At 46.9% G+C, this 23506-nt stretch carries 16 protein-coding genes; 4 read left to right on the top strand and 12 right to left on the bottom strand.

From position 1 onward, the window contains the following. Positions 1-8 precede the first annotated feature (8 nt). Entirely contained in the window at positions 9-2705 is a 2697-nt protein-coding gene (gene aceE / locus AOC07_RS03605) for a pyruvate dehydrogenase (acetyl-transferring), homodimeric type (protein ID WP_215294024.1), read from the bottom strand. A 294-nt stretch (positions 2706-2999) separates the two neighbouring features. Here aceE and AOC07_RS03600 point away from each other — a divergent pair, with 294 nt between their 5' ends. Genes AOC07_RS03600 through AOC07_RS03585 form a run of 4 tightly spaced genes read left to right on the top strand, consistent with a single transcriptional unit; the run spans position 3000 to position 9135 of the window. After that, positions 3000-5426 carry a PAS domain-containing sensor histidine kinase gene (locus AOC07_RS03600; RefSeq protein ID WP_251371723.1) on the top strand — a complete coding sequence of 809 codons (2427 nt, stop codon included), beginning with the start codon at positions 3000-3002 and terminating at the stop codon, positions 5424-5426. 36 nt (positions 5427-5462) lie between these two features. Beyond that, complete coding sequence (locus tag AOC07_RS03595) at positions 5463-6107, top strand: response regulator transcription factor (RefSeq protein ID WP_215294022.1); 645 nt, start codon at positions 5463-5465, stop codon at positions 6105-6107. Positions 6108-6137: 30 nt separating this feature from the next. After that, positions 6138-6992, top strand: coding sequence for a bifunctional methylenetetrahydrofolate dehydrogenase/methenyltetrahydrofolate cyclohydrolase FolD (folD, locus tag AOC07_RS03590; protein ID WP_215294021.1), 855 nt, complete (start codon positions 6138-6140; stop codon positions 6990-6992). Positions 6993-7011: 19 nt separating this feature from the next. Continuing rightward, positions 7012-9135 carry a M3 family metallopeptidase gene (locus AOC07_RS03585; RefSeq protein WP_215358174.1) on the top strand — a complete coding sequence of 708 codons (2124 nt, stop codon included), beginning with the start codon at positions 7012-7014 and terminating at the stop codon, positions 9133-9135. Positions 9136-9153: 18 nt separating this feature from the next. Here the strand turns inward: AOC07_RS03585 and AOC07_RS03580 are convergent, their stop codons facing one another. From AOC07_RS03580 to hrpA, 11 genes are all read right to left on the bottom strand, one after another. Then, complete coding sequence (locus tag AOC07_RS03580; protein ID WP_256437857.1) at positions 9154-9759, bottom strand: glutathione S-transferase; 606 nt, start codon at positions 9757-9759, stop codon at positions 9154-9156. Between the two features lie 33 nt (positions 9760-9792). Then, the gene (xth, locus tag AOC07_RS03575; RefSeq protein WP_215358172.1) at positions 9793-10641 is read right to left on the bottom strand and encodes an exodeoxyribonuclease III; all 849 of its coding nucleotides are present in this window, start codon (positions 10639-10641) and stop codon (positions 9793-9795) included. Continuing rightward, on the bottom strand, positions 10634-12085 hold the full coding sequence (gene ntrC / locus AOC07_RS03570; RefSeq protein ID WP_215294017.1) for a nitrogen regulation protein NR(I): 1452 nt from the start codon (positions 12083-12085) through the stop codon (positions 10634-10636). Before ntrC ends, xth begins: the two co-directional genes overlap by 8 nt. Then, positions 12082-13203, bottom strand: a complete 1122-nt coding sequence (glnL, locus tag AOC07_RS03565; protein ID WP_371816730.1) for a nitrogen regulation protein NR(II) — start codon at positions 13201-13203, stop codon at positions 12082-12084. The genes ntrC and glnL overlap by 4 nt, the downstream gene beginning before the upstream one ends. A 26-nt stretch (positions 13204-13229) precedes the next feature. After that, on the bottom strand, positions 13230-14645 hold the full coding sequence (gene glnA / locus AOC07_RS03560; RefSeq protein ID WP_215294016.1) for a type I glutamate--ammonia ligase: 1416 nt from the start codon (positions 14643-14645) through the stop codon (positions 13230-13232). Positions 14646-14861: 216 nt separating this feature from the next. Further along, positions 14862-15716, bottom strand: coding sequence for a molybdopterin-binding protein (locus AOC07_RS03555; RefSeq protein WP_215358447.1), 855 nt, complete (start codon positions 15714-15716; stop codon positions 14862-14864). Between the two features lie 13 nt (positions 15717-15729). Continuing rightward, the gene (locus AOC07_RS03550) at positions 15730-16602 is read right to left on the bottom strand and encodes an EI24 domain-containing protein (protein WP_215358171.1); all 873 of its coding nucleotides are present in this window, start codon (positions 16600-16602) and stop codon (positions 15730-15732) included. 44 nt (positions 16603-16646) lie between these two features. Continuing rightward, on the bottom strand, positions 16647-17618 hold the full coding sequence (locus AOC07_RS03545; RefSeq protein WP_215358170.1) for a sterol desaturase family protein: 972 nt from the start codon (positions 17616-17618) through the stop codon (positions 16647-16649). 3 nt (positions 17619-17621) lie between these two features. Beyond that, on the bottom strand, positions 17622-18410 hold the full coding sequence (locus tag AOC07_RS03540) for a polysaccharide deacetylase family protein (RefSeq protein ID WP_215294013.1): 789 nt from the start codon (positions 18408-18410) through the stop codon (positions 17622-17624). A gap of 9 nt (positions 18411-18419) precedes the next feature. Further along, a complete protein-coding gene (locus AOC07_RS03535; protein ID WP_215294012.1) occupies positions 18420-19436 on the bottom strand; it encodes a cytochrome D1 domain-containing protein in 1017 nt (338 codons plus the stop codon). A gap of 60 nt (positions 19437-19496) precedes the next feature. After that, the gene (hrpA, locus tag AOC07_RS03530) at positions 19497-23492 is read right to left on the bottom strand and encodes an ATP-dependent RNA helicase HrpA (RefSeq protein ID WP_251371721.1); all 3996 of its coding nucleotides are present in this window, start codon (positions 23490-23492) and stop codon (positions 19497-19499) included. Between the last annotated feature and the right edge of the window lie 14 nt (positions 23493-23506).

The raw sequence follows: 23506 nt of genomic DNA, 5'->3' as shown, positions 1-23506 counted from the left end.
AATCTCGCTTAAACCGTCATCGGGTTTGGTTTAGTAGTATCGATGCCATACTTTTTAATGGCCTCAGCAAGTTTTTGACGATCCATCTGGCCTGCATCTACCAAAGATCTCAAGGCAGTAACTACTACCCAGCGGCGATCTACCTCAAAGAAGTCACGGAGTTTTTCACGGGTATCAGAACGGCCAAATCCATCAGTCCCCAATACCTCATAGCGACGCCCGATGTGCTGAATCGCTGGACGAATCTGCTCAGCAAACAAACGAACATAGTCAGTAGCTGCAATGATCGGGCCTGAAGTATCTTTCAAGCACTTTTCTACGTGAGAAAGTGATGGCGTTGCTGTTGGGTTTAAGAGGTTGGCGCGGTGAACAGCATTCCAATCACGACCCAATTCAGTAAAGCTTGGGCAGCCCCACAAATCAGAAGCAACACCCCAATCTTTTTGTAGCATTTCTGCAGCTTCAATCACTTCGCGGAAGATGGTTCCTGAGCCGAGAAGCTGAACACGCAACTTAGCCTTAACATCACCAACAGACTTAAGCTTATACATGCCCTTAATGATGTCCTTCTCAGCGCCCTTTGGCATTGCTGGATGGGTGTAGTTCTCGTTCATCAAAGTCACGTAGTAATACACGTCTTCCTGAACTTCCAACATACGGCGCATACCATCCTGAATCACTACTGCCAATTCAAACGAGAACGTTGGATCATAGCTAATACAGTTTGGAACAGATCCACTCCAAAGGTGGCTGTGGCCATCCTCGTGTTGCAAGCCCTCACCATTCAGCGTGGTTCTTCCAGCAGTACCACCGAGCAAGAAGCCACGGCTGCGCATATCCCCTGCCGCCCAGGCCAAGTCGCCAATACGTTGGAAACCAAACATTGAGTAGAAGATGTAGAAAGGCAACATCGGCACGCCATGAGTGGAGTAAGAAGTTGCAGCAGCAATCCAGTCACACATACCCCCGGCTTCATTAATGCCCTCTTGCAAAATCTGACCAGTCTTGTCCTCTTTATAGAACATCAATTGATCATGATCTTCCGGGGTGTAAAGCTGTCCCAACTGATTCCAAATGCCCAACTGACGGAACATACCCTCCATACCGAAGGTACGGGACTCATCAGGAACGATTGGAACAACCCGTTTACCTAAAACCTTATCGCGCACAATCGTGTTGAGCATGCGCACAAATGCCATCGTTGTCGAAATCTCACGGCCTTCTGCAGTTGCTTCCAGCAAAGGCGCAAATACGTCCAATGCTGGCACAGGCAAGCTTTCTGCTTTAGTGCGACGCTGTGGCAAATAACCGCCCAACTCTTGGCGACGAGCCTTCATGTACTCCAGCTCAGGGCTGCCATCAGCAAACTTCACCAAAGGCATGTCATCGAGATCCTCATCTTTTACTGGAATCTCAAACCGATCGCGGAAACGACGCACGTCGTCATCGTTCATCTTCTTCGCTTGGTGAGCAATATTCATCGCCTCACCAGAACCACCCATGCCATAGCCCTTAATAGTGTGAGCCAGGATTACGGTAGGTTGATTCTTATGATTTACCGCAGAGTGGAACGCTGCATAAACTTTATGGGGGTCATGGCCGCCACGATTGAGTTGCCAAATTTCATCATCACTCCAGTCGCTTACTAGCGCTTTTAATTCTGGCGTGTTGAACACGATCTCGCGAACGTAGGCACCATTCTTAGACTTCATGGTCTGATACTGACCATCTACGATCTCGCCTAGGCGTTGCATCAAAATGCCTTTTTTGTCACGCGCAAATAAGGCATCCCACTGACCGCCCCAGACTACTTTGATGACATTCCAGCCAGCACCGCGGAACTCGCTCTCAAGCTCTTGAATAATGCTGCCGTTACCGCGCACTGGTCCATCAAGGCGTTGCAAGTTACAGTTAATTACAAAAATCAGGTTGTCGAGTTTTTCACGGCCTGCCATACCAATTGCACCCAATGACTCCGGCTCGTCAGTTTCGCCATCACCCAAGAACGCCCATACCTTACGACCTTCGCTCTTAATAAAACCGCGATCCTGCATGTAGCGCATGAAGCGCGCTTGGTAAATCGCCATGATTGGACCTAAGCCCATAGAGACTGTTGGGAACTGCCAAAAATCTGGCATCAACCATGGATGTGGGTAACTAGAAATCCCTTTTCCACCAACTTCTTGGCGGAAGTTATTCAGTTGCTCATCAGAGAGACGGCCCAACATATAAGCACGTGCATACACACCTGGTGCTGAGTGGCCTTGCACAAAAATCAGGTCGCCGCCATGCTCTGGTGATGGCGCATGCCAAAAATGATTGAAACCTACGTCGTATAAAGTTGCCGCCGACTGGAAAGAAGAAATATGTCCACCAACGTTGGTGTCCTTGTTGGCGCGCAGAACCATCGCCATTGCATTCCAGCGTGTATATGAACGAATGCGATGCTCGACATTCTGATCACCAGGCAAACGTGCCTGGCCTTCAACTGGAATCGTATTGATATACGGTGTCTCAGCATGGAAAGGTTGAACTACTCCGTTCACCCGCGCATGAGAAATTTGTTGGTCTATTAAAAAGGCAGCGCGCTCTGGGCCCTCGTTGTGGATGACGCCATCAAGGGCTTGCAACCATTCTTGGGTCTCACCAGGATCTACGTCCTGTGAATTCTGTTTACCTAATACCTGCTCTGGAACTGCGGCCATAACTTGTCTCCAATAAGTACTTCGCAATTAGCTATTCACTTTATAGGCAACATTCTAGGAAGGTATATGGGTGTAAACAAGCAATTTTCCACATAATGATAATATTTCTCATAATGTGGTATTTTATTGCAGTGCAAATAAGATGTTGATTTATATGCAAAAAAGCGATTTGGAGAGCGCAATGAGGCAAAATGACTCTCATTCATGAAATTTACGGCTTTTTTTAGCTTACTCCTCAGTCCATTTAAATGGCTCCGAAAAATCCGGGGATTTAGGCTCGTATACACCCCTCTCTTGGCCATCATCCTATTCACCGCAGTCATGGGCGTGATTTTGGGCACCTTGCACTTACAGGAAAAAAATCAACAAGAGTCCGCATTATTTAGAGAGCTCTCATTTGCCAAACAGCGCATTCAACTTCGCTTTGCAAATAATTTAGATACTCTAGTCACTATTAACCGCGAAATTACTGCCAGCGAAGACCAGGCTAGATTAAAAAAAATTGCTTATGAGCAGGCTGATGACTTAGTCATCAACAATCATGAGATTGTCAAAATCATTTGGGTCAATAATCAAAATCAGGGGCAATGGTCTGTTCCACCAAGCAATACCAAATCCGACTGGATTAGCAAAACACAAAATGATCAGTCGGCCAATGATGCACTTGCCAGCACCATTGAATTAAGTAGAGTCACCAGCAGGGCTGCCTTTAGCCAGTTTGTAAACTTAAATTTGCCAAGCGATGATCCTCTTGCAAAAGAAAGAAAGATCGTTTTTTGGCAAGTAGTTCCTAATATTGTCAGTGGTGACATCACCGGATATCTGGCGGCGCTTTACACAACCCAGGGCATCTTAGATGTAGTGCCAGCAGAACTCAAAGCCCATTACCGCTTTACCCTCGTAACAGACAATGAAAGAGTATTGGCAATTTCATCGGACCAAGATACGCCCAAGAGAGCCTTTAGTAATCAGACTAGTCTTGACATTGGTGTTCTCAGTCCCAACCTGACTTTGCGCATTGACACCTACCCTCCTCCTACCAATCTCACCTTCAGGATGTTGATTGGTGTGGTCCTTGGATTGTGCGCCTTCGTGATTTGGAGCTTGTGGTCTGTTCTAAAACAAATGCAAGTTCGCCAAGAGGCGGAAGCAAGTTTACGTACTGAAACCAGTTTCCGAAACGCCATGGAGAATTCGACTCCAGTTGGTATTCGAGCACACGATATGCAAAAGCGCATCACTTATGTGAACCGAGCTTTTTGCGAAATGACAGGCTGGTCAGCAAAAGAGCTTGTTGGACTAACGCCTCCATTCCCCTTCTGGCCGGACTCCAGGCGTGATGAACTAGTCGAGAAAATGAATCGGGCTTTGAATTCAGAAACGGGATCGAAAGCAGGGATCGAGGGGGCCATTCTGCGCCGCGACGGTACACTGATACAGACTCGCACCTTTATTGCTCCGCTCATTAATGAAAAGGGCAAACAAACCGGTTGGGTTACCTCCTTAATTGATATCTCTGAGCCAAAAAAGATTCGCGAAGAATTGGCCGCATCACAAGAGCGATTTGTTACCGTGCTGGAAGGCCTGGATGCTGCAGTGTCTGTGGTTGACCTGGAAAACGACAAGCTATTATTTGCTAATCGCTTCTATAAAGAAAACTTTGGCGATGATTCCAAGGGCCACTTTAAGCTGGCTGGCAGTACCAATAACTTGGAGACCTTGCACGATGTTGCAGAAGATTTACAAGACTCCCCTCCAGGCATTCCGACCTCCTTTTTATACCAAGAGTCTGAGTCAGAAGAAATTCAACTGGACGATGGTAGCAATAAATGGTTTGAGGTTCGTCGCCGCTTTATTCCTTGGGTGGATGGCCACTTAGCCCAACTCTTAATTGCAACGGATATTACGATCCGCAAAGAGGCAGATGACCTAGCGCGCCAACAAGAAGAGCGCATGCAATTTACAAGTCGCTTGACTACTATGGGTGAGATGGCCTCCTCTCTTGCGCATGAATTAAATCAACCGCTCGCTGCAATCTCTAATTACTGTATGGGCGTTGCAAAACGTCTGGACGGAAACATTGATCCAGAATTAAACAAAGAAATTTTGCCTGCCCTTGAAAAAGCCTCTGATCAGGCTCACCGTGCTGGCACCATCATCCAACGCATTCGAGGCTTTGTAAAACGCAGTGAGCCTCAGCGCAAATCCTCGTCAATCGCCGAGATCATTAACGACGCTGTTGGCCTTGTTGAAATTGAAGCCCATCGCCATCGCTTAAGCATTACCTCTGACCTTGCAGACAATTTGCCCGAGGTCAACGTGGATCCAGTGCTCATCCTGCAGGTTCTGGTCAATCTCCTCAAAAATGCCCTAGATAGCGTACGAGAAGCCTACCCCCTCTCCTCCCGCTGGTCAGCACCGCCAGTTAGCATTAGTGCCGATTTGGATACCAACACTTTTCCAGCCATGCTACGCATTCGGGTGACTGATTCTGGGGGTGGCATTGCTGAATCAGTCCTAAACCGCATGTTTGAGCCGTTTTTTAGCACTAAGACCGATGGAATGGGCATGGGGCTCAATATTTGCCGCTCCATTATTGAATCCCATCACGGACGCCTCTGGGCCTCCAATGTCATGGACTCCGAACGCACCAAACTGGCCGGCTGCACCTTTACAATACTTCTACCCCTTGAATCTTCTGATTCGAAGGAAAATGGATGAATATCCTATTTTTAGGTTTACCTTGCGAGACCCAATATGAACGTAGCTGCTACTAAACCAAACCAAGCTGAAGTCGTCTATGTCGTTGATGATGATGAAGCTGTTCGAGACTCTCTCACTTGGCTCTTAGAGAGCAATGGTTATGTAGTGCGTTGCCATGCAAGTGCGGAGCGCTTTTTACAATCCCTACAAAGCACAGATAAGTCCACCATCTCTTGCGCTATTTTGGATGTTCGCATGCCTGGTATGTCTGGTCTCGAATTACAAGAGCGTTTGATTAGCGAAAACCTCCCAATGCCAGTGGCATTTATTACGGGTCATGGAGATGTATCGATGGCAGTCTCCACCATGAAACGTGGCGCCGTTGATTTTATTGAGAAGCCATTTAAAGAGAATGATCTCTGTGGCTTAGTTGATCGCATGCTTGCTAAAGCAAGAGTGGATTACTCACAAGCAAGTCAACGCAAAATTACCCAGAGCTTGCTGAGCAAACTTACTGGTCGCGAGCGCCAAGTATTAGAGCGTATTGTTGCCGGACGTTTAAATAAGCAAATAGCAGATGATCTTGGTATCTCTATTAAGACTGTTGAGGCGCACCGTGCCAACATTATGGAAAAGCTGAACGTCAATACCGTAGCGGACTTGCTCCGTTTAGCCTTATCTGATCCTCAACCCAATTAACCCGCAGTTAATCCAATTAATACTCTTGAAATGCCTGCACAATTACTAGACGGTAACGCGCTCTCCAAAAAAATACGTGCTGAAATAGCCGCCCGTGGCGCTATTGTTACGGCTAAAGGAGTTCGTCCTGGCTTAGCAGTCATCGTCGTTGGTGAAAATCCTGCCAGCCAAGTCTATGTTCGCAATAAAGTCAAAGCCTGTGAGGATGTTGGCTTTCACTCTGTACTAGAGCGTTACTCAGTTGAGCTTGGCGAAGAAGAATTGCTTGCTCGCATTGCCACCCTCAATGCTGATCCATCAATTCATGGGATCTTGGTGCAATTGCCGCTACCAGAACATATTGCTGCTGAGCGTGTGCTTGAGGCGATTGCCCCTCAAAAAGATGTGGATGGTTTTCATGTGGCCAATGCTGGCGCCTTAATGGTTGGCCAACCAGAATTTAAGCCCTGTACCCCCTACGGTTGCATGAAGATTTTAGAAAGCATTGATTACCCGATTCGCGGTGCTCGCGCAGTGATCGTTGGCGCCTCTAATATTGTGGGCAAGCCAATGGCTATGTTGCTGCTGCAAGCTGGTGCCACAGTCACTATTTGTAATAGCAAGACTCGTGACCTAGCCCACCATACCAAAGATGCTGACATCCTAGTAGTTGCTACTGGCAAACCCAAGATGATTTCTGGTGATATGGTGAAAACCGGCGCTGTTGTGATCGATGTAGGCATCAACCGCATGCCGGATGGCAAACTCTGCGGGGATGTGGATTTTGATGCCGCTAAATATATCGCCGGCTGGATTACCCCTGTACCGGGCGGTGTTGGCCCAATGACGATCACCATGCTCCTCATGAACACTTTAGAAGCAGCAGAAAAAGCAGCCAGGCCTTAGATCCATTAAGCTAGAGGGTATGACTACAGCCCTCTTTACCCTACCCGCCGCATTACAGAATAACCCGCTTCTGACTTTTGGTCGTGGCATTGCCGCCTACTCGGAAGTAAAACCAGAGCACATCGCACCTGCCATTCAGTTTTTGCTCCAGCATGCGCAGAATGCTGTAAATACTGCGACCGATCCCAAGACGCCGTCAAGCTGGAGCAATCTGGCAGAGCCTTTAGAAGATGCAACTGAAGCGTTGGGTAGATCATGGGGCGTTATCTCTCACCTCAATAGCGTAGCCGATACAGCAGAGTTGCGAGCCGCCTATGGAGAAATGCTACCAGAGGTCACTGCATTCTTTTCTAGTCTTGGACAAAACTTAGCGCTCTATCAGAAATTTAAAGAGCTCAAAAATAGTCCTGATTTTGCAAAGCTCAATCGTGCTCAGAAGAAAGTGATTGAAAATTCTTTACGGGATTTTCGTCTAGGCGGCGCAGAGTTGAGCGATGCTGATAAGCCGCGCTTCTCTGCAATCCAAGATGAACAAGCTTTACTAGGCAAAGCATTTTCAGATCATGTTTTAGATGCGACCGATGGCTTTGTTCATTTAGTTACCGATAAATCTGATCTTGCTGGACTACCAGAGGATGCTATCGCTGCAGCGGCAGATACTGCGCAGCAGAAAGATCTGCAAGGCTGGGCTTTTACCTTGCACTTTCCTTCCTACTATCCAGTAATGCAGTATTCCGAGAACCGAGAGCTGCGTCGCCTGATGTATCAAGCCTATGTGACCCGCTCATCAGAGTTAGCGCCGCAATACGGCAAAGGTAAGCTCGACTGGGATAACACGCAGAACATGTTAGATCAATTACGTCTACGCGATGAAGAGGCGCGCATGCTGGGGTTTGCAAATTACGCAGCCTTAAGTTTGGCGCCAAAGATGGCCAATACAGTTGATGAGGTAGATCTCTTTCTAACCAACTTTGCCATCAAATCAAAACCTTTTGCTCAGAAAGATTGGCAAGAACTTTGTGAGTTTGCTAAAGCAGAATTAGGATTCGCAGATGGGCTAGAGCCTTGGGATATTCCATTTGCTGCTGAACACCTAAAGCAAGCGCGTTATTCATTCTCCGAGAATGAACTTAAGCAATACTTCCCATTACCAAAAGTCCTAGATGGTTTATTCCAAGTTATTCAGACATTGTTTAACGTCAAGATTGAAGCCACAGACCTACCAACCTGGCATGCTGACGTGCAATCCTTTGCTGTTAAAGACCAGACTGGAAAGATCCGGGCTTACTTTTATTTAGATCCCTATGCTCGGCCTGGTAAACGTGGCGGAGCCTGGATGGATGACGCTCGTGGACGCAGAGAATTGCCCAATGGAGAAATCCAGATACCAGTAGCTTATTTGGTATGTAACTTTGCGCCACCAGTCAAAGTGGATGGCGTATTACGCCAACCGACCATTACTCATGATGATGTCATTACCCTCTTCCATGAAAGTGGTCATGGTTTGCATCACCTCCTGACACAAGTGAGTGCCCTAGGTGTATCAGGCATCAATGGGGTTGAGTGGGATGCTGTGGAATTACCAAGTCAGTTTATGGAAAACTTCTGCTGGGAATGGGAAGTGCTCGAGAAAATGACTGCGCATGCACAAACAGGCAAGCCACTACCACGTGAGCTCTTTGACAAAATCCTCGCTGCCAAGAATTTCCAAAATGGTTTAGCAACCTTACGTCAAATTGTGATGTCCTTAACAGACTGGCGATTACATTCCAGCTTTGATACAAAAGCAGCCAAGGGGCATGCAGCACTTGATGTTTCTAGGTCTATTGCTGATGAGTACAACATCATTCCGCAGCCAGAAATCTCTCGCTGGATTAATTCTTTCAGCCATATCTTTGCTGGTGGCTATGCCGCTGGTTATTACAGCTATAAATGGGCCGAGGTTTTATCTGCTGATGCCTACTCAGCCTTCGAGGAAGCCTCCAAGCTAACTGGCAGCGTGCTGGATGCCAAGACCGGAACACGTTACCGAGAGGAGATTCTGGAAGTGGGTGGAAGTCGTCCAGCTGCTGAATCCTTTAAAGCATTCCGGGGCAGAGAACCCAGTATTGATGCGCTACTTCGGCATGGTGGTTTGGCTTAGTAATCCTTTGGAGTTTACCTAATCTACCCAGGTGGGATGTTTCTCCATCACCGACTGAAATAACTGTGATTCGATATGTTGAGTAAGCCACCTCCTTGTTGCGGTAAGTGGCAGCGCTGCAAATCTTGGTGGGTTGACGCCAGCAAACTGTCGGATGAATGGAAAAATAGCTACATCTACCCAAGACAGCTTATTACCCATTAAATATGGATTTGCCTGTAATGCAATCTCAATGGGTTTAAGCATCAACTCTAACGTGGTGTTGAGGACCTCATCTTGATTAAGCCCTGGGTACCGATTGGGATATTTGTATTGATCAAGCAGTATTTTGAACTGGCCGTCATTTTTCTCGATCCAGCAGTTGGCCATACTCTCATCAACATTCTTCCAGCCATCGGGATCCGATTTATCCAATGCCCAATGGATGATGTCTAAGCTTTGGTCAATGACTTGTCCATCGATACACAGTACAGGAACAGTGCCTTTAGATGATGCTAGGAGCATCGATTTCGGCTTTTCTCTTAGGGCAATCTCTCGATGCTCAAGTTCTATGCCTGCATACTTTAATGCCATACGCGCCCTCATGGCATACGGACATCTTCGATAGGAATACAGAATTGGCATCATGGATGCAAGATTAACTTAAGTAGGTTTGCCTTAAGCTTTTTTAATAGTGGCAATCACCGGGGCATGGTCCGATGGTTGCTCCCAGGCTCTAGGCTCTTTGTCGACTATGCTGGCACTGCACTTTTCCTTAAGCGCTTCACTTAAGAGAATGTGGTCAATGCGCATACCGGCATTTCTTCTAAAGCCCATCATGCGATAGTCCCACCAACTGTAAGTTTTGGGTGCTTGCTCAAACATCCTGAAGGAGTCATGTAATCCAAGATTCATTAAATCTTGGAAAGCATTTCTTTCTGGTGGCGAAACCAGATTCTGCCCCTCCCACGCTTTGGGGTCATGCACATCTTGGTCTGCTGGCGCAATATTAAAGTCGCCCAAAAGGGCTAGCCGCTGGTTTTGTTGTAACTCCTCTGTTAACCAGGTTTGAAGTTTGCTTAACCAATCCAGTTTGTAAATGAACTTATCGCTATCAGGTGACTGCCCGTTTGGGAAGTAGGCTGAAACCAATCGAATAGGTTTAGTGCCTGCAAACGGAATGGTTGCAGCCAATATGCGCTGCTGCTCATCTTGGTAGTTTGGGATATTTCTGGTGGGTTTTAGAAAAGTCGTTGTTGTGTCAGAAGCAATTGCTGCTAGCGCTGCTTTGCGAACGATGATAGCAACACCGTTATAAGTCTTCTGCCCAGCAGCGATACTCAGGTAGCCGGCTGCTTCCAGCTCTTGGTGGGGATACTTATCATCCGTAAGCTTGAGTTCTTGCAAGCATAAGGCATCAATCGGCTGATTCTTTTTCTCCTGGTCTTGCAACCAACGAAGTAGGTGTGGAAGGCGAACCTTTAGGGAATTCACATTCCACGCCGCAATTCGGATTGAATCAGTCATCTATCCCCAGTTCCTGTAATTTACGTGTAATCGTATTGCGCCCAATGCCAAGGCGTTGCGCAGCCTCTACTCTACGTCCACGCGTTACCTCTAAGGCTGCTTGCAATACTGCCTTCTCAAACCGTGAGCATAGCGCATCGTAAACCTCTTTATCGCCATCTTGCAGCATCTTCGCTGCTAGACGTCCAAGCCCACTTTCCCAATCGCCTGCAGCTATTTTTGCAGTAGCCGGGTTTGTCGGAGAGGATTCACCATGCAAGATGATTGGCTGCTCGCTTGCTTCAGCAACGATATCAGCGGGTAAATCACTCACACCGATGATATTGGCAGGTGTCATTACTGTAAGCCAATGGCATAAGTTTTCTAATTGACGAACATTACCTGGAAATGGCATTGTGCTCATTTCTTTTAAAACTTCATCAGAAAGTTTTTTAGGCTCTACAGCCAATGATTTAGCGCAGATCAGCATGAAGTGTCTTGCCAACATCGGAATATCTTCACTGCGCTCGCGCAATGAAGGCATGCGCAGGCGAATCACATTCAAGCGATGCAATAAGTCTTCACGGAAGAATCCTGCGGCCACCCTAGTATCCAAATTTTGATGTGTAGAGGCGATCATGCGCACGTTTGCTTTAATTGGATCTTGACCACCAATACGATAAAAATGACCATCAGATAAAACGCGCAGGAGACGGGTTTGCAAATCAAACGGCAGGTCGCCAATTTCACCTAAAAATAAAGTTCCGCCATCGGCTTGCTCAAAACGACCCCGACGTAATGTCTGCGCACCTGGGAAGGCGCCACGCTCATGACCAAAGAGTTCTGACTCAAGAAGATCCTTAGGAACAGCTGAAGTACTCAGTGACACAAATGGACCTTTGGCTCTTGGGCTGTGCTTATGCAAAGCATGCGCCACCAGCTCTTTGCCAGTACCAGACTCACCAGTAATCAGCACAGTTGCATGAGATTGAGCCAAACGGCCAATCGCACGGAAGATCTCTTGCATCGCAGGTGCTTGGCCAATAATTTCTGTAGCATCTTGTCTCCACGCAGTCAGCTCTTTAGCGCCAGAATCATTCCGGATTCCCTGCTCCACTGCACGATGAATTAACTCAACTGCTTTTTCGACATCAAAGGGTTTTGTGAGGTACTCAAATGCACCACCCTGAAAGGATGACACCGCAGAATCCAAATCTGAATAGGCCGTCATGATAATGACGGGCAAATGAGGATGGCTGGCCTTTACATGTTGCAACAAATCTAAGCCATTACCACGAGGCATGCGGATATCGGAGATGAGAACCTGGGGAGATTCTTTCTCGAGGGCATTAAGCACATCATTGGGATTAGAGAAGCTCTTGTGCGGGATATTCTCTCGCGCCAAGGCTTTTTCTAGAACCCAGCGTATTGATTGGTCATCGTCGACGATCCAAATTGGTTTCATGATGCTCTCTCCTGCCTACGGTATGGTATTTGAATGTGGAAATCGGTACGTCCAGGGCGGCTATCGCAAGCAATAAAGCCCTGATGCTGCTGAACGAAGGTTTGTGCCAAAGTCAGACCCAGGCCGCTACCCCCTTCTCTCCCAGAGACCAAGGGAAAGAAAATGCGCTCAATAATTTCTTCTGGAATACCGGGACCGTTATCAATCACATGTAAATCCATCGCCAACTTATAGCGTTGCTTTGCAATCGTGACAGAACGTGCCACCCGGGTTTTTAATTCAATTTGAGCAATACCAGCACTGATCTCTTCAGATAAGGCCTGTGCCGCGTTGTGCACAATATTGAGTGTTGCCTGAATAAGCTGCTCACGATCACCCATCACATCAGGCAGACTAGTATCGTAGTTACGGATAATCTTTAAGCCCTGAGGGAACTCTGCCAACACGAGACTGCGCACCCGTTCAAGCGCTTCATGCACATTGAATGCTTCAATCACATGAGCCTTACGATGCGGTGCCAGCAGTCGATCTACCAGAGTCTGCAAACGATCAGACTCTTTAATAATGACTTGCGTGTACTCCCGCAAACCTTTTTCAGCTAACTCAAACTCTAATAATTGAGCTGCCCCACGTATTCCGCCCAATGGATTTTTTATCTCATGCGCCAAATTACGCATTAATTGCTTATTCGCTTCGACTTGTTGCGTGACGCGCTCATCACGCTCACTGCGTAACTGCTGATCGATGGGAAACCACTCCATCATCAAAAGATCTGGATCCTCTAGAGCGGCAACAACAATGTGCGCCTGAATGAATTCCTGATGAATACTACCTGGCATCGAATGCAAAACCACCTCTTGGCGCTGGGCCACAAAATGACCTAGCTTCACCTCAGAAATCATCTTGTTCAATGCTTCATTGCCGCCAAATAAATCATGCACAGACTGACCCTCAAGTGATTTACGGGAGAGGTCCAGTGCTGACTCTGCAGCTGGATTCACATAAATCAATTGTTGGTTCTCGGCCTCAAATACCACGATGGCATTGGGCATCTGATCAAGCAATGTCGGAAAAAAAGGAGCAGCCGTAGCTGCTCCCTTGAACGAATTGCGCAACAGACCTGCGCTCAAGTTCTCTCCTTCGCTTACAGGGAGTAATACATATCAAATTCGATTGGATGAGTTGTCATACGGAAACGTGTGACATCTTCCATCTTCAAATTGATATAGGCATCAAGCATAGACTCAGTAAATACACCACCACGAGTCAAGAACTCATGATCTTTCTTCAGTGCATCCAATGCCTCTTCCAAGCTTGCGCAAACGGTTGGAATCTTTGCATCTTCTTCTGGCGGCAAGTCATACAAGTTCTTATCAGCAGCTTCGCCCGGATGAATCTTGTTCTGAACGCCATCCAAACCAGCCATCAACAAGGCGGAGAATGCCAAGTATGGGTTAGCCAATGGATCAGGGAAGCGCGTTTCGATACGACGGCCCTTAGGACTTGAAACGTGTGGAATACGGATAGAAGCAGAACGGTTACGTGCTGAGTAAGCCAATTTCACTGGAGCTTCAAAGCCTGGAACCAAACGCTTGTATGAGTTTGTACCTGGGTTTGTAATCGCGTTCAATGCTTTAGCATGCTTGATGATGCCGCCGATGTAGTAGAGAGCAAACTCTGACAAACCAGCATAACCATTGCCAGCAAACAAGTTCTCGCCATTCTTCCAAACAGATTGGTGAACGTGCATACCAGAACCGTTATCACCAACTACTGGCTTAGGCATGAAAGTTGCTGTTTTGCCATAAGCATGGGCAACGTTTTGAACAACATATTTTTGCCAGATAGTCCAGTCAGCGCGTTGTACCAATGTGCTGAACTTGGTACCCAATTCATTTTGACCTTGGCCAGCAACCTCATGGTGATGAACTTCCACTGGAATACCCAAAGATTCAAGAATCAAACACATCTCAGAGCGCATGTCTTGGAATGTATCTACAGGAGCAACTGGGAAGTAACCGCCTTTTTTACCTGGACGGTGACCTGTATTACCACCTTCAACTTCAAGAGCAGAAGACCATGGAGCCTCTTCGGAATCAATCTTCACGAAGCAACCCTGCATGTCGGCACCCCAACGAACGCCATCAAAAATAAAGAACTCTGGCTCCGGACCAAAGTAAGCAGCATCCCCTAAACCGGTGCTCTTCAAGTACGCCTCAGCGCGTTTTGCAATAGAGCGTGGGTCACGGTCGTAACCTTTACCGTCAGCTGGCTCGATCACGTCGCAAGTCAACACCAATGTTGGCTCTTCATAGAATGGGTCGATGTAAGCAGCGGTTGGATCTGGTTTGAGCAACATGTCAGAAGCTTCAATACCCTTCCAGCCAGCAATAGAAGAACCGTCAAATGCATGACCGCTCTCAAATTTATCTTCGTCAAAAGCAGAAATAGGTACAGTCGTGTGTTGTTCTTTACCCTTTGTATCCACAAAGCGGAAATCAACGAAAGTACATTCTTTCTCTTTAACTAACTTCATCACATCAGCGACGGTCTTCGTCATGCAAATCTCCTCTATTAACTAAATTCGGAATTCAAAATCAAGGCATACACCCTTGTTTATTCCAGGCATCAAACATGCCTAATGGATGTATGTAATTTACTGAAGCAAACAAATGGGAACACTTATTATTGCACTAATTAAGTGCTCAATTTCCTATTCAAGAGTGTAAAAACCCCCTAAATGCACTTATTTGGTGCAATTATAAATGGTTGATACTCAACTGATATCGTGGATGTCGTAACCGAGCGCTTGGGTGCCCGTCCTGAGAGCGATCCAGGCGCTTTCTAGCAGATTGGCATTACCTTTAATGCCTAACTCAATGTGGCGCTGGGCATAAACACCGCCCTTGCTAGGGTCTCCAACCGAAGGAAGGCTAAAGACCTTTACCCCCGGGAAATTGGCCTCTATACGCTCCATTAAGGGTGTTAAGGTTGATTCAATGCCCTTAGGAACAATGAAACTCTGCTCTGCCCAGTTCTCTTGATGAAAAAGATCTTTGTAGTGTGAATCCAAACACCACGCCATCATCGGTGCAGCCATCACCGGAAAGCCAGGAACAAAGTGATGCTCTTTAATTCGGAAACCTGGAATCTGGTTATAAGGATTAGGAATGATGTCGCTACCAATCGGAAACTCACCCATTTTGAAACGATGTTGGTTCTCAGGTGTATTTAAATCTGCTTTGATGGGATCGCCTTCTGCCATAGACTGAATACGGCCTGCTATCAACTCTTGTGCAGTGGGATGCAATTGCGTTGTAGTGCCGAGCGCTAATGCAGCGCATTGACGTGTGTGATCATCCGGTGTTGCACCAATACCGCCGGTACTAAACACCACATCGCCACTGGCAAAACTTTCTTTGAGTGTTGCAGTAATTTGCTCAGGATCATCGGCGACATATTTTGCCCATGCCAAGCTTAAGCCGCGCTCATTGAGAAGCTCAATCAAGGTCGCCATATGTTTATCTTGACGACGGCCAGAGAGAATCTCATCACCAATCACAATTAAGCCAAAGCGACGTTGTGCCCCAGTTGGCGCATCTTTTGCTAGATCTATTTCCACTTTTTTCATTTCATCAACCATCTCATTGGCCATGATAGGGAAGTTCCATATCCACTACATGCGCTTGCACTGTTAAGGCTTGATCCAATTCTTCTTGTCGTAACTCTTTTAAGGCATCTAATAAGAAATGGCTGAACCAAAGGCCGGCAAACACAAAGATCAAAGAATAAATCCAAAGAGCAATAAAGCTCACAATTGGGAATAGAACTAAGGCTAATGCAGATGTAGCCCAGAAAAAGGTAGGAACAGCACCAAGCATCCCAGAAACAATACCCATCGTGAGTAATGGCCAACGATATTTTTCCAATAGCTGATCACGTTCTTCAATGCTCGCGTGTTTGGCCAAGACGTCATACGACATGAGACGCATGGTTAACCACCCCCAAAGAAGTGGCGGTAACACTGCTACTAATGGAGGCACCCACCACACCGGCAATGTCAGCATGATTAAAGCAAGGCAAATGAGCGCTGACCACAAGGTGTAAACCATGCCACCAAATAAACCGCCGCCCCGCTTGCACACTAAATCTTGGTAGTGCGCTTGCCTGACTACCATCTTTACGATGGTGGGTACAGTTGAAAATGCAATCAGTACCAATAAGCTAATCGTGATTAGCGGAATAATGAGCATCACAAAAAATAACGGGGCAATCCATGCTCTAGCGTTTTCAAAACCAGCCCAGATCAAACCTTCTTGAATCCAATTCGTAAACAGGGAGTGAGTCAGAAACTCGCTAAGTATGGCTAGCGCTGGAGTCCACGTCAGCCAAATAAGGCAACCCCAGAGAATCGATACGATGAAGAATGGTCGCAAGCTAAGCCACAACGTCCTTGGATGCATCGTCCCCACTAGAGCCAATCCAAATGATTTAAATACTTGCGGCAGTCCAACCATAAAACTCCTATTGCATGCTTCTTCGCATGCCTGACTTCATTGATTTACTTTGGCATGAGCTCTTTAACTGAGCGCGTAAGACCTTGCCATTGCTGGGTCAGAATATTTTGCGATACCTCCAAGTATCTGACCCCTGTAGGATAGACCTCTTTCGGGAAGATAGCAGTTTTAAACAACATATCCCACCAAGGAAACAAAATACCAAAATTACAACCTCCAAGCACACCAGGTTTACCGATCGCTTCATGGCCATAGCCCACTGCATGGTGCATACGATGAAACATCGGCGATATCAAAAGATATTGCGCCTTACCCAAGTGGACTTTGATATTGGCATGCTGCCAACTCTGAATAAATTGACTCAATGCAATCAAGATGATGAATTGTCCTGGGGAAACTCCAAATAGAAGAGCAAATAGTGCCATTACTACAGCACGCATGCTGTCATCTAGTATGTGATTACGATTATCAGACCAAGCAGTCATGACCGTTTGACTGTGGTGCAGCGCATGCAACTGCCACCACCAATTAAACGCATGGGATGCGCGGTGATAGAGATACTCTACGAAGTCGAGCAGCACCAAATAAACCAAGAAACTGACCACGGGTATTGAGGTCACCCCGGGCCACCAAGACTCCACATTAAAACGATCAAAGCGGAAATCGTGCAAGACAGAGTCAATCTCAAAGAAGAATCCTGACAGCGCAATAAAGATCAGGCCATGAAAAATACCAAGACGATGGAACAAGGTATAGACCACATCCGCCCTACTAGCCTTAGCAAAACGCTCTTGCTTCTCGGCGGGCGCAATACGCTCCCAAGTTCTGAGCACAACAATAATCAAGAAAATCTGTATGCAGCCAAATAAAAACCAATCGATACCATCAAATACATCTTCCGCCCAAGACATCAAATCGAATTGGTACAAAAGTGGTCCAACAATATTGGCAAACAAAAACTCCTGGACGCTGCCGTAAGCGCTAGAGATTGCTGAAGTGATTGAACTTAAATCCATGTCTTATTTTGACTGATCTGCCAAATTTTTGTGCGCCTTGGGCAAAGTAGCAAAGCAGAATCCACGAGCTTTGAGGTTGACGATCAATTGCTCCAATACAGCAGGCGCCCAAGGATCCTTTCTGGACCAGATACCCAGGTGAGCCATCGCAATATCGCCGTCTTTAATATCGCGACTAGCCTTTTCTAGAAGTTGGTCATTAGGATGCTTATCGGAGTTGAGTTCATCCCCCAGAAAACCTGCCGGCGCCCAGCCAATGTGTTCATAGCCACACATATCCCCCATCCGAATTAATGTCGGTGAAGTTTTTCCACCCGGGGCACGCCAGATCTTTTGCAAAGGCTGGCTGGTTAATTCCTGGAAGCGCTGATCTACCTTACGAATCTCTTTACACATTGCCGCTTCGTTATACAGAATAGTCTCTCCTGCTTTTGGTCCAAATTGAGGCCTCTCAAAGACCTGCCCTTTGGGTCCATCTTTGACAAAATAAGTATGGTCATAAGTGTGGCTACCGAAGTGATGGCCCTCTTTAAGCCGCTCCTGCCAATAGGCTCTCCATGAATCGTCTAAAGCAAAGTCACCTCGGAAAGTTTTTTCATTAGAAAGGAAAAAGGTAGCTTTGACATTGTGTCGCTTCAGAGTTTCAGCAACTTTTTCAGCGACCGACATATTGCCAGTATCAAACGTGAGGTAAACCGTTTTATTACAACTTGCAGTTTGAGCGTGTGCGCCAAATGCAAAACAGCCGAGTATGAAGGCGGCTGTTAAATAAATCATTTGTTTGCACTTCATGATGAAAACTTATTCCCAGGATGCTCTAGGATAGAAAAATACGCCGTGTGGTGATTTGCCCACCGGAATCACGGTCAATAATTTCATAGAGGGAATATCAATCACACCAACCTTTTTAGAAAAACGAAAGGTGACCCATAAAGTTTTACCATCAGGGGTGATTTCCATATCATCTGGACCAGATGGCAGGCCAGTAATATCACCCACCTTCTCCAAAGTTTGCATATTGATGAGGCTGATAGTGGATGCAATACGGTTGCTCACAAATACCTGCTTTTTATCGCCTAAGGGACGGAAGTTATGGGCGCCCTTACCCGTCAGGATGCGCTTGACCTCCTTGCGATTCTTCCAATCAATTACTTGCACATTATCTTCACCAGTAATACCAACCAATAAATACTGATCTCCAGGGGTCATCCACAGGCCAGCAGGCACCTTACCTGTAGGCATCACCCAAAGAATTTTTTGGGTTTCCAAATCGATTGCTGCAAGCTCGCTGGAATCTTGCAAGGTGATAAATGCAATTTTGCTATCCGAGGTGAATGCAATGTGACTTGGTGTCTTTGCTAACTTCACCGTTCCAGCCAATTTCAGATCAGCGCCATTAGCAGCATAAATATCCACACGGTCTAAGCGATTGCCATTTGCCACAAACCATTTGTGATTTGGTGAATAGCCAATTTGGTAAGGATCAATGATGTTCGGTATTCTGCCTGTTAACTCACCAGTGCTTGGGTTCATTAATACAACATCATTACCGGCTGCATTGGCAACCAATAATGTTTTTTGATCGGGGGTCATCATCAAGTGATGAGGTTCCTTACCAACCGTCATCGTTTTCATCACTTGGCGACTTTGCATATCAATCAAACTGACTGAGGCAGCGCCAGAATTTAAGATGATGGCGACTTTTGGTTCGGTTGATGCTATAGCCTCGGCAAATACAGGATAAGCATGTGAGAGAAGTGCCAATATTGCAGATCCCGCAATATTGCGAAAACCTCTAATCGTGATAAATGTGTACATCCCTCCATTGTAAGCAATCGAGGGCTCACAAATCCCCCTCTCAAGCACATTGGATTTGACCTAGCGCAAACTAGCCAAAACCTTTTCCAGTCTCTTTAGGGACATTGGGGTTGGAGTTTTGAGCTCTTGAGCATACAAAGCGACCCTCAACTCCTCGAGTTGCCACCGAAAATCCTGCAAAGCCTGGTCCTCGGTCATGGCATAAGAAGCTGAACCCCTGCCTCCTTGTAGCAACTTTTGCCAGGGTCTGGCAACCGACTCCCAGTCTTTTTGACATTGGGCATCACGGCTAGGGTTGGTGCGTAACTTATCAATCCTCATGGCAATCGCTTTTAAGTAGCGCGGTAAATGTACCAGTTGCCCATAAGGAATTTCAGCAACAAACCGAGGAAAGATCAATCCTTGCATTTGCGTTTGTATATCTGCATAAGCAGTAGGTGAAGCCGCTTTTGCACTAGCTACCTTCTTCTGCAAATCAGCGTGGGCTTGAAGGGCATTTAAGGCGTGCCGGGAAATTTCTTGGGCGATGAGAGCCAATCGCGGTTTACCGGCTTGTAATTGCATGGCAAATTGCTCAGCATTGACTGGCAGCGTTTCGGAGACAAATGCGCGCTCAAGCGCTACATTCAGAATTTGCTCAATCAATTCTTCTACAAAACCCACATTAATAAATAGCAATCCTAGCTCGCGAATACCTGGCAATTGTTTTTGCAAGGACTTCAGCGTGTCTTTATTGTTAAGCGCGAAGAGACGACGCAATCCTAAGTGATGTTGCTTTCTGGCTTCCAGCAAATCATCAAAGACTTCTAAATCGCAGTAGTCGCCACGATCCACCAAAGCTGGGTAGCCGAATAAAGTTTTATTTCCCTTCTGAATCTCTAGGGTTTCTGGTAGCTCACCAAACTCCCAAGAACGATAGCCCCCCTGCTCTACTGTACGTGCCTTCTCATCAAGTTTGGAGCCAGCCTTAGGCGCCTCTACCCCCAACTCTGCTTGTGCAGCCTCTTGCGCAATCGCCTGAAAAGCGCTGCGGGCAGTTTCTCCATACTCGGAACGTAAGCGAGCAAGATTTCTTTCTACTTCAAGCTGACGACCATGTTCGTCAATCAACCTAAAATTCATCGATGAGTGCAAAGGTAACGCTTCAGGTCTAAAGTCGGTCCGCTTAATTTCAAGGCCGCGTTCTTGACGTATATCGTTAATTAGACTGTCTAAAAAGTCGCCCACCCCAAATTGCTTACCTTCCAAAGTACGCTCTAAGAATGACTTTGCATAGTCGGGAAGTGGCACACAGTGACGCCGCAACTTCTGTGGCAAGGATTTGAGTAGCAGCAGCACCTTCTCTTCACACATACCAGGAACCAACCATTCACATCGACGTCCATCTACTTGATTAAGTTGCGTTAATGGCACAACCAAGGTGACACCGTCTTTTGGACTTCCGGGCTCAAAGTGATATGTGAGATTGAGCTCCGCTCCACCAACCATCATTATCTTAGGATAGCGATCGACCGTAATACCTGCAGCCTCGTGGCGCATCAGGTCGGCCTTCTCGAGTCTCAACTGGCTGTCAAGCCCAGGTTCTTTCTTGAACCATGCTTTGAGACCTTCGCGATTGCAGACTTCTTTCGGAATGCGCGAGTCATAAAAAGCAAAGAGTAGATCATCATCAACTAAAACATCAGGGCGGCGTGAACGATGCTCAAGTGCTTCAATTTCTCTGATCAGGCGACAGTTATGCCAGAAGAAACTAAAAAGACCGGGGTATTTTTTCTTGGCATCAGATTCAGTTTCACGGTAGAGGGCTGGTGTATCCATGCGACCAAACATTTCTTCCTGAACTAAGGCTTGGCGGATAAATAACGCTCTTGCCGCTTCTGGATCATGCGGCTCATAACGAACTCGTCGACCATGATAGATAGGCAAACCATATAAAGTGCCGCGCTCAAACGCCAAGACTTCACCCTGACGGTGATCCCAAAATGGGTCACTCAGAGTCTGAATGAGGCGATGGGCTGCAACCTTCTCCACCCACTGCGGCTCAATCTTGGCAATCGTTCGTGCATACATGCGATTGGTTTCTACTAACTCCCCAGCCAGGATCCAGGCCCCCGCTTTTTTACCAATGGTTGAGCCTGGCCAAATGAATGGTCGAATACCTCGAGCACCAACATAGCCACCCGACTTACTATTACGATCTTGAGACTTTTCGTCTTCTTCTTTTTTGGCAACATAACCGAGTAGGCCTGTGAGAAGCGATAAATGGACTTGCTCATATGTTGCAGCAAGAACATTTTCTTTCCAACCCTTTTCACCCAGCATAGTATGCAATTGACCATGCACATCTCGCCACTCCCGTAAGCGGCGTGGCGATAAGAATTTACTTCTGCATACATTTTCTAATTGGCGATTGCTGTGTTTGTGTTGCAAGGCATCCTGATACCAATTCCAGAGTTTTACGAAACTGAGAAACTCAGAGCGCTCATCAGCAAACTGGAGATGCGCTTGATCAGCAGCAGCACCCTGATCCATGGGTCGCTCACGGGGGTCTTGGGTTGCTAAAGCCGAAGCGATGATAGTGACTTCTTTTAAAGCATTGTGCTCTTTTGCAGCTAGCAGCATTCTGCCAATACGAGGATCCAGCGGCAAGTCTGCTAACTGCTTACCAATCGCCGTGAGCTTAAAGCTATTGTTGATATCTTTTCCATCGGTAGCATCTGATTCATCAAATTCAATTGCACCCAATTCATCAAGAAGCTGCACGCCATCAGCAATCGCTCTGCCTAGTGGTTTATCAATAAAGGGGAAGTGCTGAATCTTTGGCAGGCGCAATGCACTCATGCGCAGTAGCACTGCTGCCAATGAGCTTCGGAGAATTTCTGGGTCGGTAAATTTAGGGCGGTTTTGATAATCAAGCTCGCTATACAAACGAATACAGATGCCGTCTGAGACACGGCCGCAACGCCCGGCCCGTTGATTGGCAGCCGCTTGCGAAATAGGCTCAATCTGTAGTTGCTCTACCTTATTACGATAAGAGTAGCGCTTTACTCTCGCCAAGCCACTATCAATCACATAACGAATATTGGGTACGGTTAAAGAAGTCTCGGCCACATTCGTTGTCAGAATAATGCGACGACCATTACCTGGACCAAAGACTCTTTCTTGTTCGGCTACCGATTGACGAGCGAACAAACTCAGAATTTCTGGATGAAAGCGTTGTTGCAGTACATGATCCTTGCGCAGCGTCTCTGCACAATCCCGAATCTCGCGCTCACCTGGTAAAAAGACCAACACATCTCCAGCACCTGATGTACCCTCGCGCCAAACGTTAGCAATTTCTTCTGCGACAGCATCTGGAATTTCTTTTGCAGCCTTGGATTCCTTTTTTCCATCAGGCTTGGAATCTGGCTCCAGCGGTGAATACCGCTGCTCCACTGGAAAGAGTCGGCCGCTAACTTCAATCACTGGGGCTGCTTTACCGTTGATTGCAAAGTGTTCTGCAAACCTTTGGGCATCTATTGTTGCCGAAGTGATGATAAGTTTGAGATCGGGCCTCTTTGGAAGTAGCTGTCTTAGGTAACCCAAGAGGAAGTCAATATTCAGGCTACGCTCATGTGCTTCGTCGATGATGAGCGTGTCATAAGCTTTGAGCTGAGGGTCGCGCTGAGTCTCTGCCAAGAGGATGCCGTCGGTCATGAGCTTGACCGAGGCCGTTTGACTACTCTTGTCAGCGAAGCGCACTTGATAGCCAACATCTTGACCAATGGGAGAGCCAAGCTCTTGAGCAATTCGCTTGGCAGTCGCTGTAGCTGCTATTCGGCGGGGTTGGGTATGGCCAATCAATTTACCGCCGTTGATGGTGCCTCTACCAAGGTCTAAACAGATCTTGGGTAGCTGAGTAGTCTTACCCGAGCCGGTCTCACCACAGACAATTACCACCTGGTGGCTCTGCAAGGCATCCTTGATGATTTGCCTCTGACCAGAGACCGGCAATTCTTCCGGGAAGCGGATTTCGAGCCTGCGAGTGGTGTTGGAAGCAGGCACAGGCTTTGGCATTGCTTTGGGTTTTT

Origin of the sequence: Polynucleobacter sp. UB-Raua-W9 (genome assembly GCF_018687435.1) — a bacterium.
GTDB lineage: Bacteria > Pseudomonadota > Gammaproteobacteria > Burkholderiales > Burkholderiaceae > Polynucleobacter.
The sequence above is the reverse complement of the archived record's forward strand: the minus strand, read 5'-3'. Positions and strand labels throughout refer to the sequence as shown.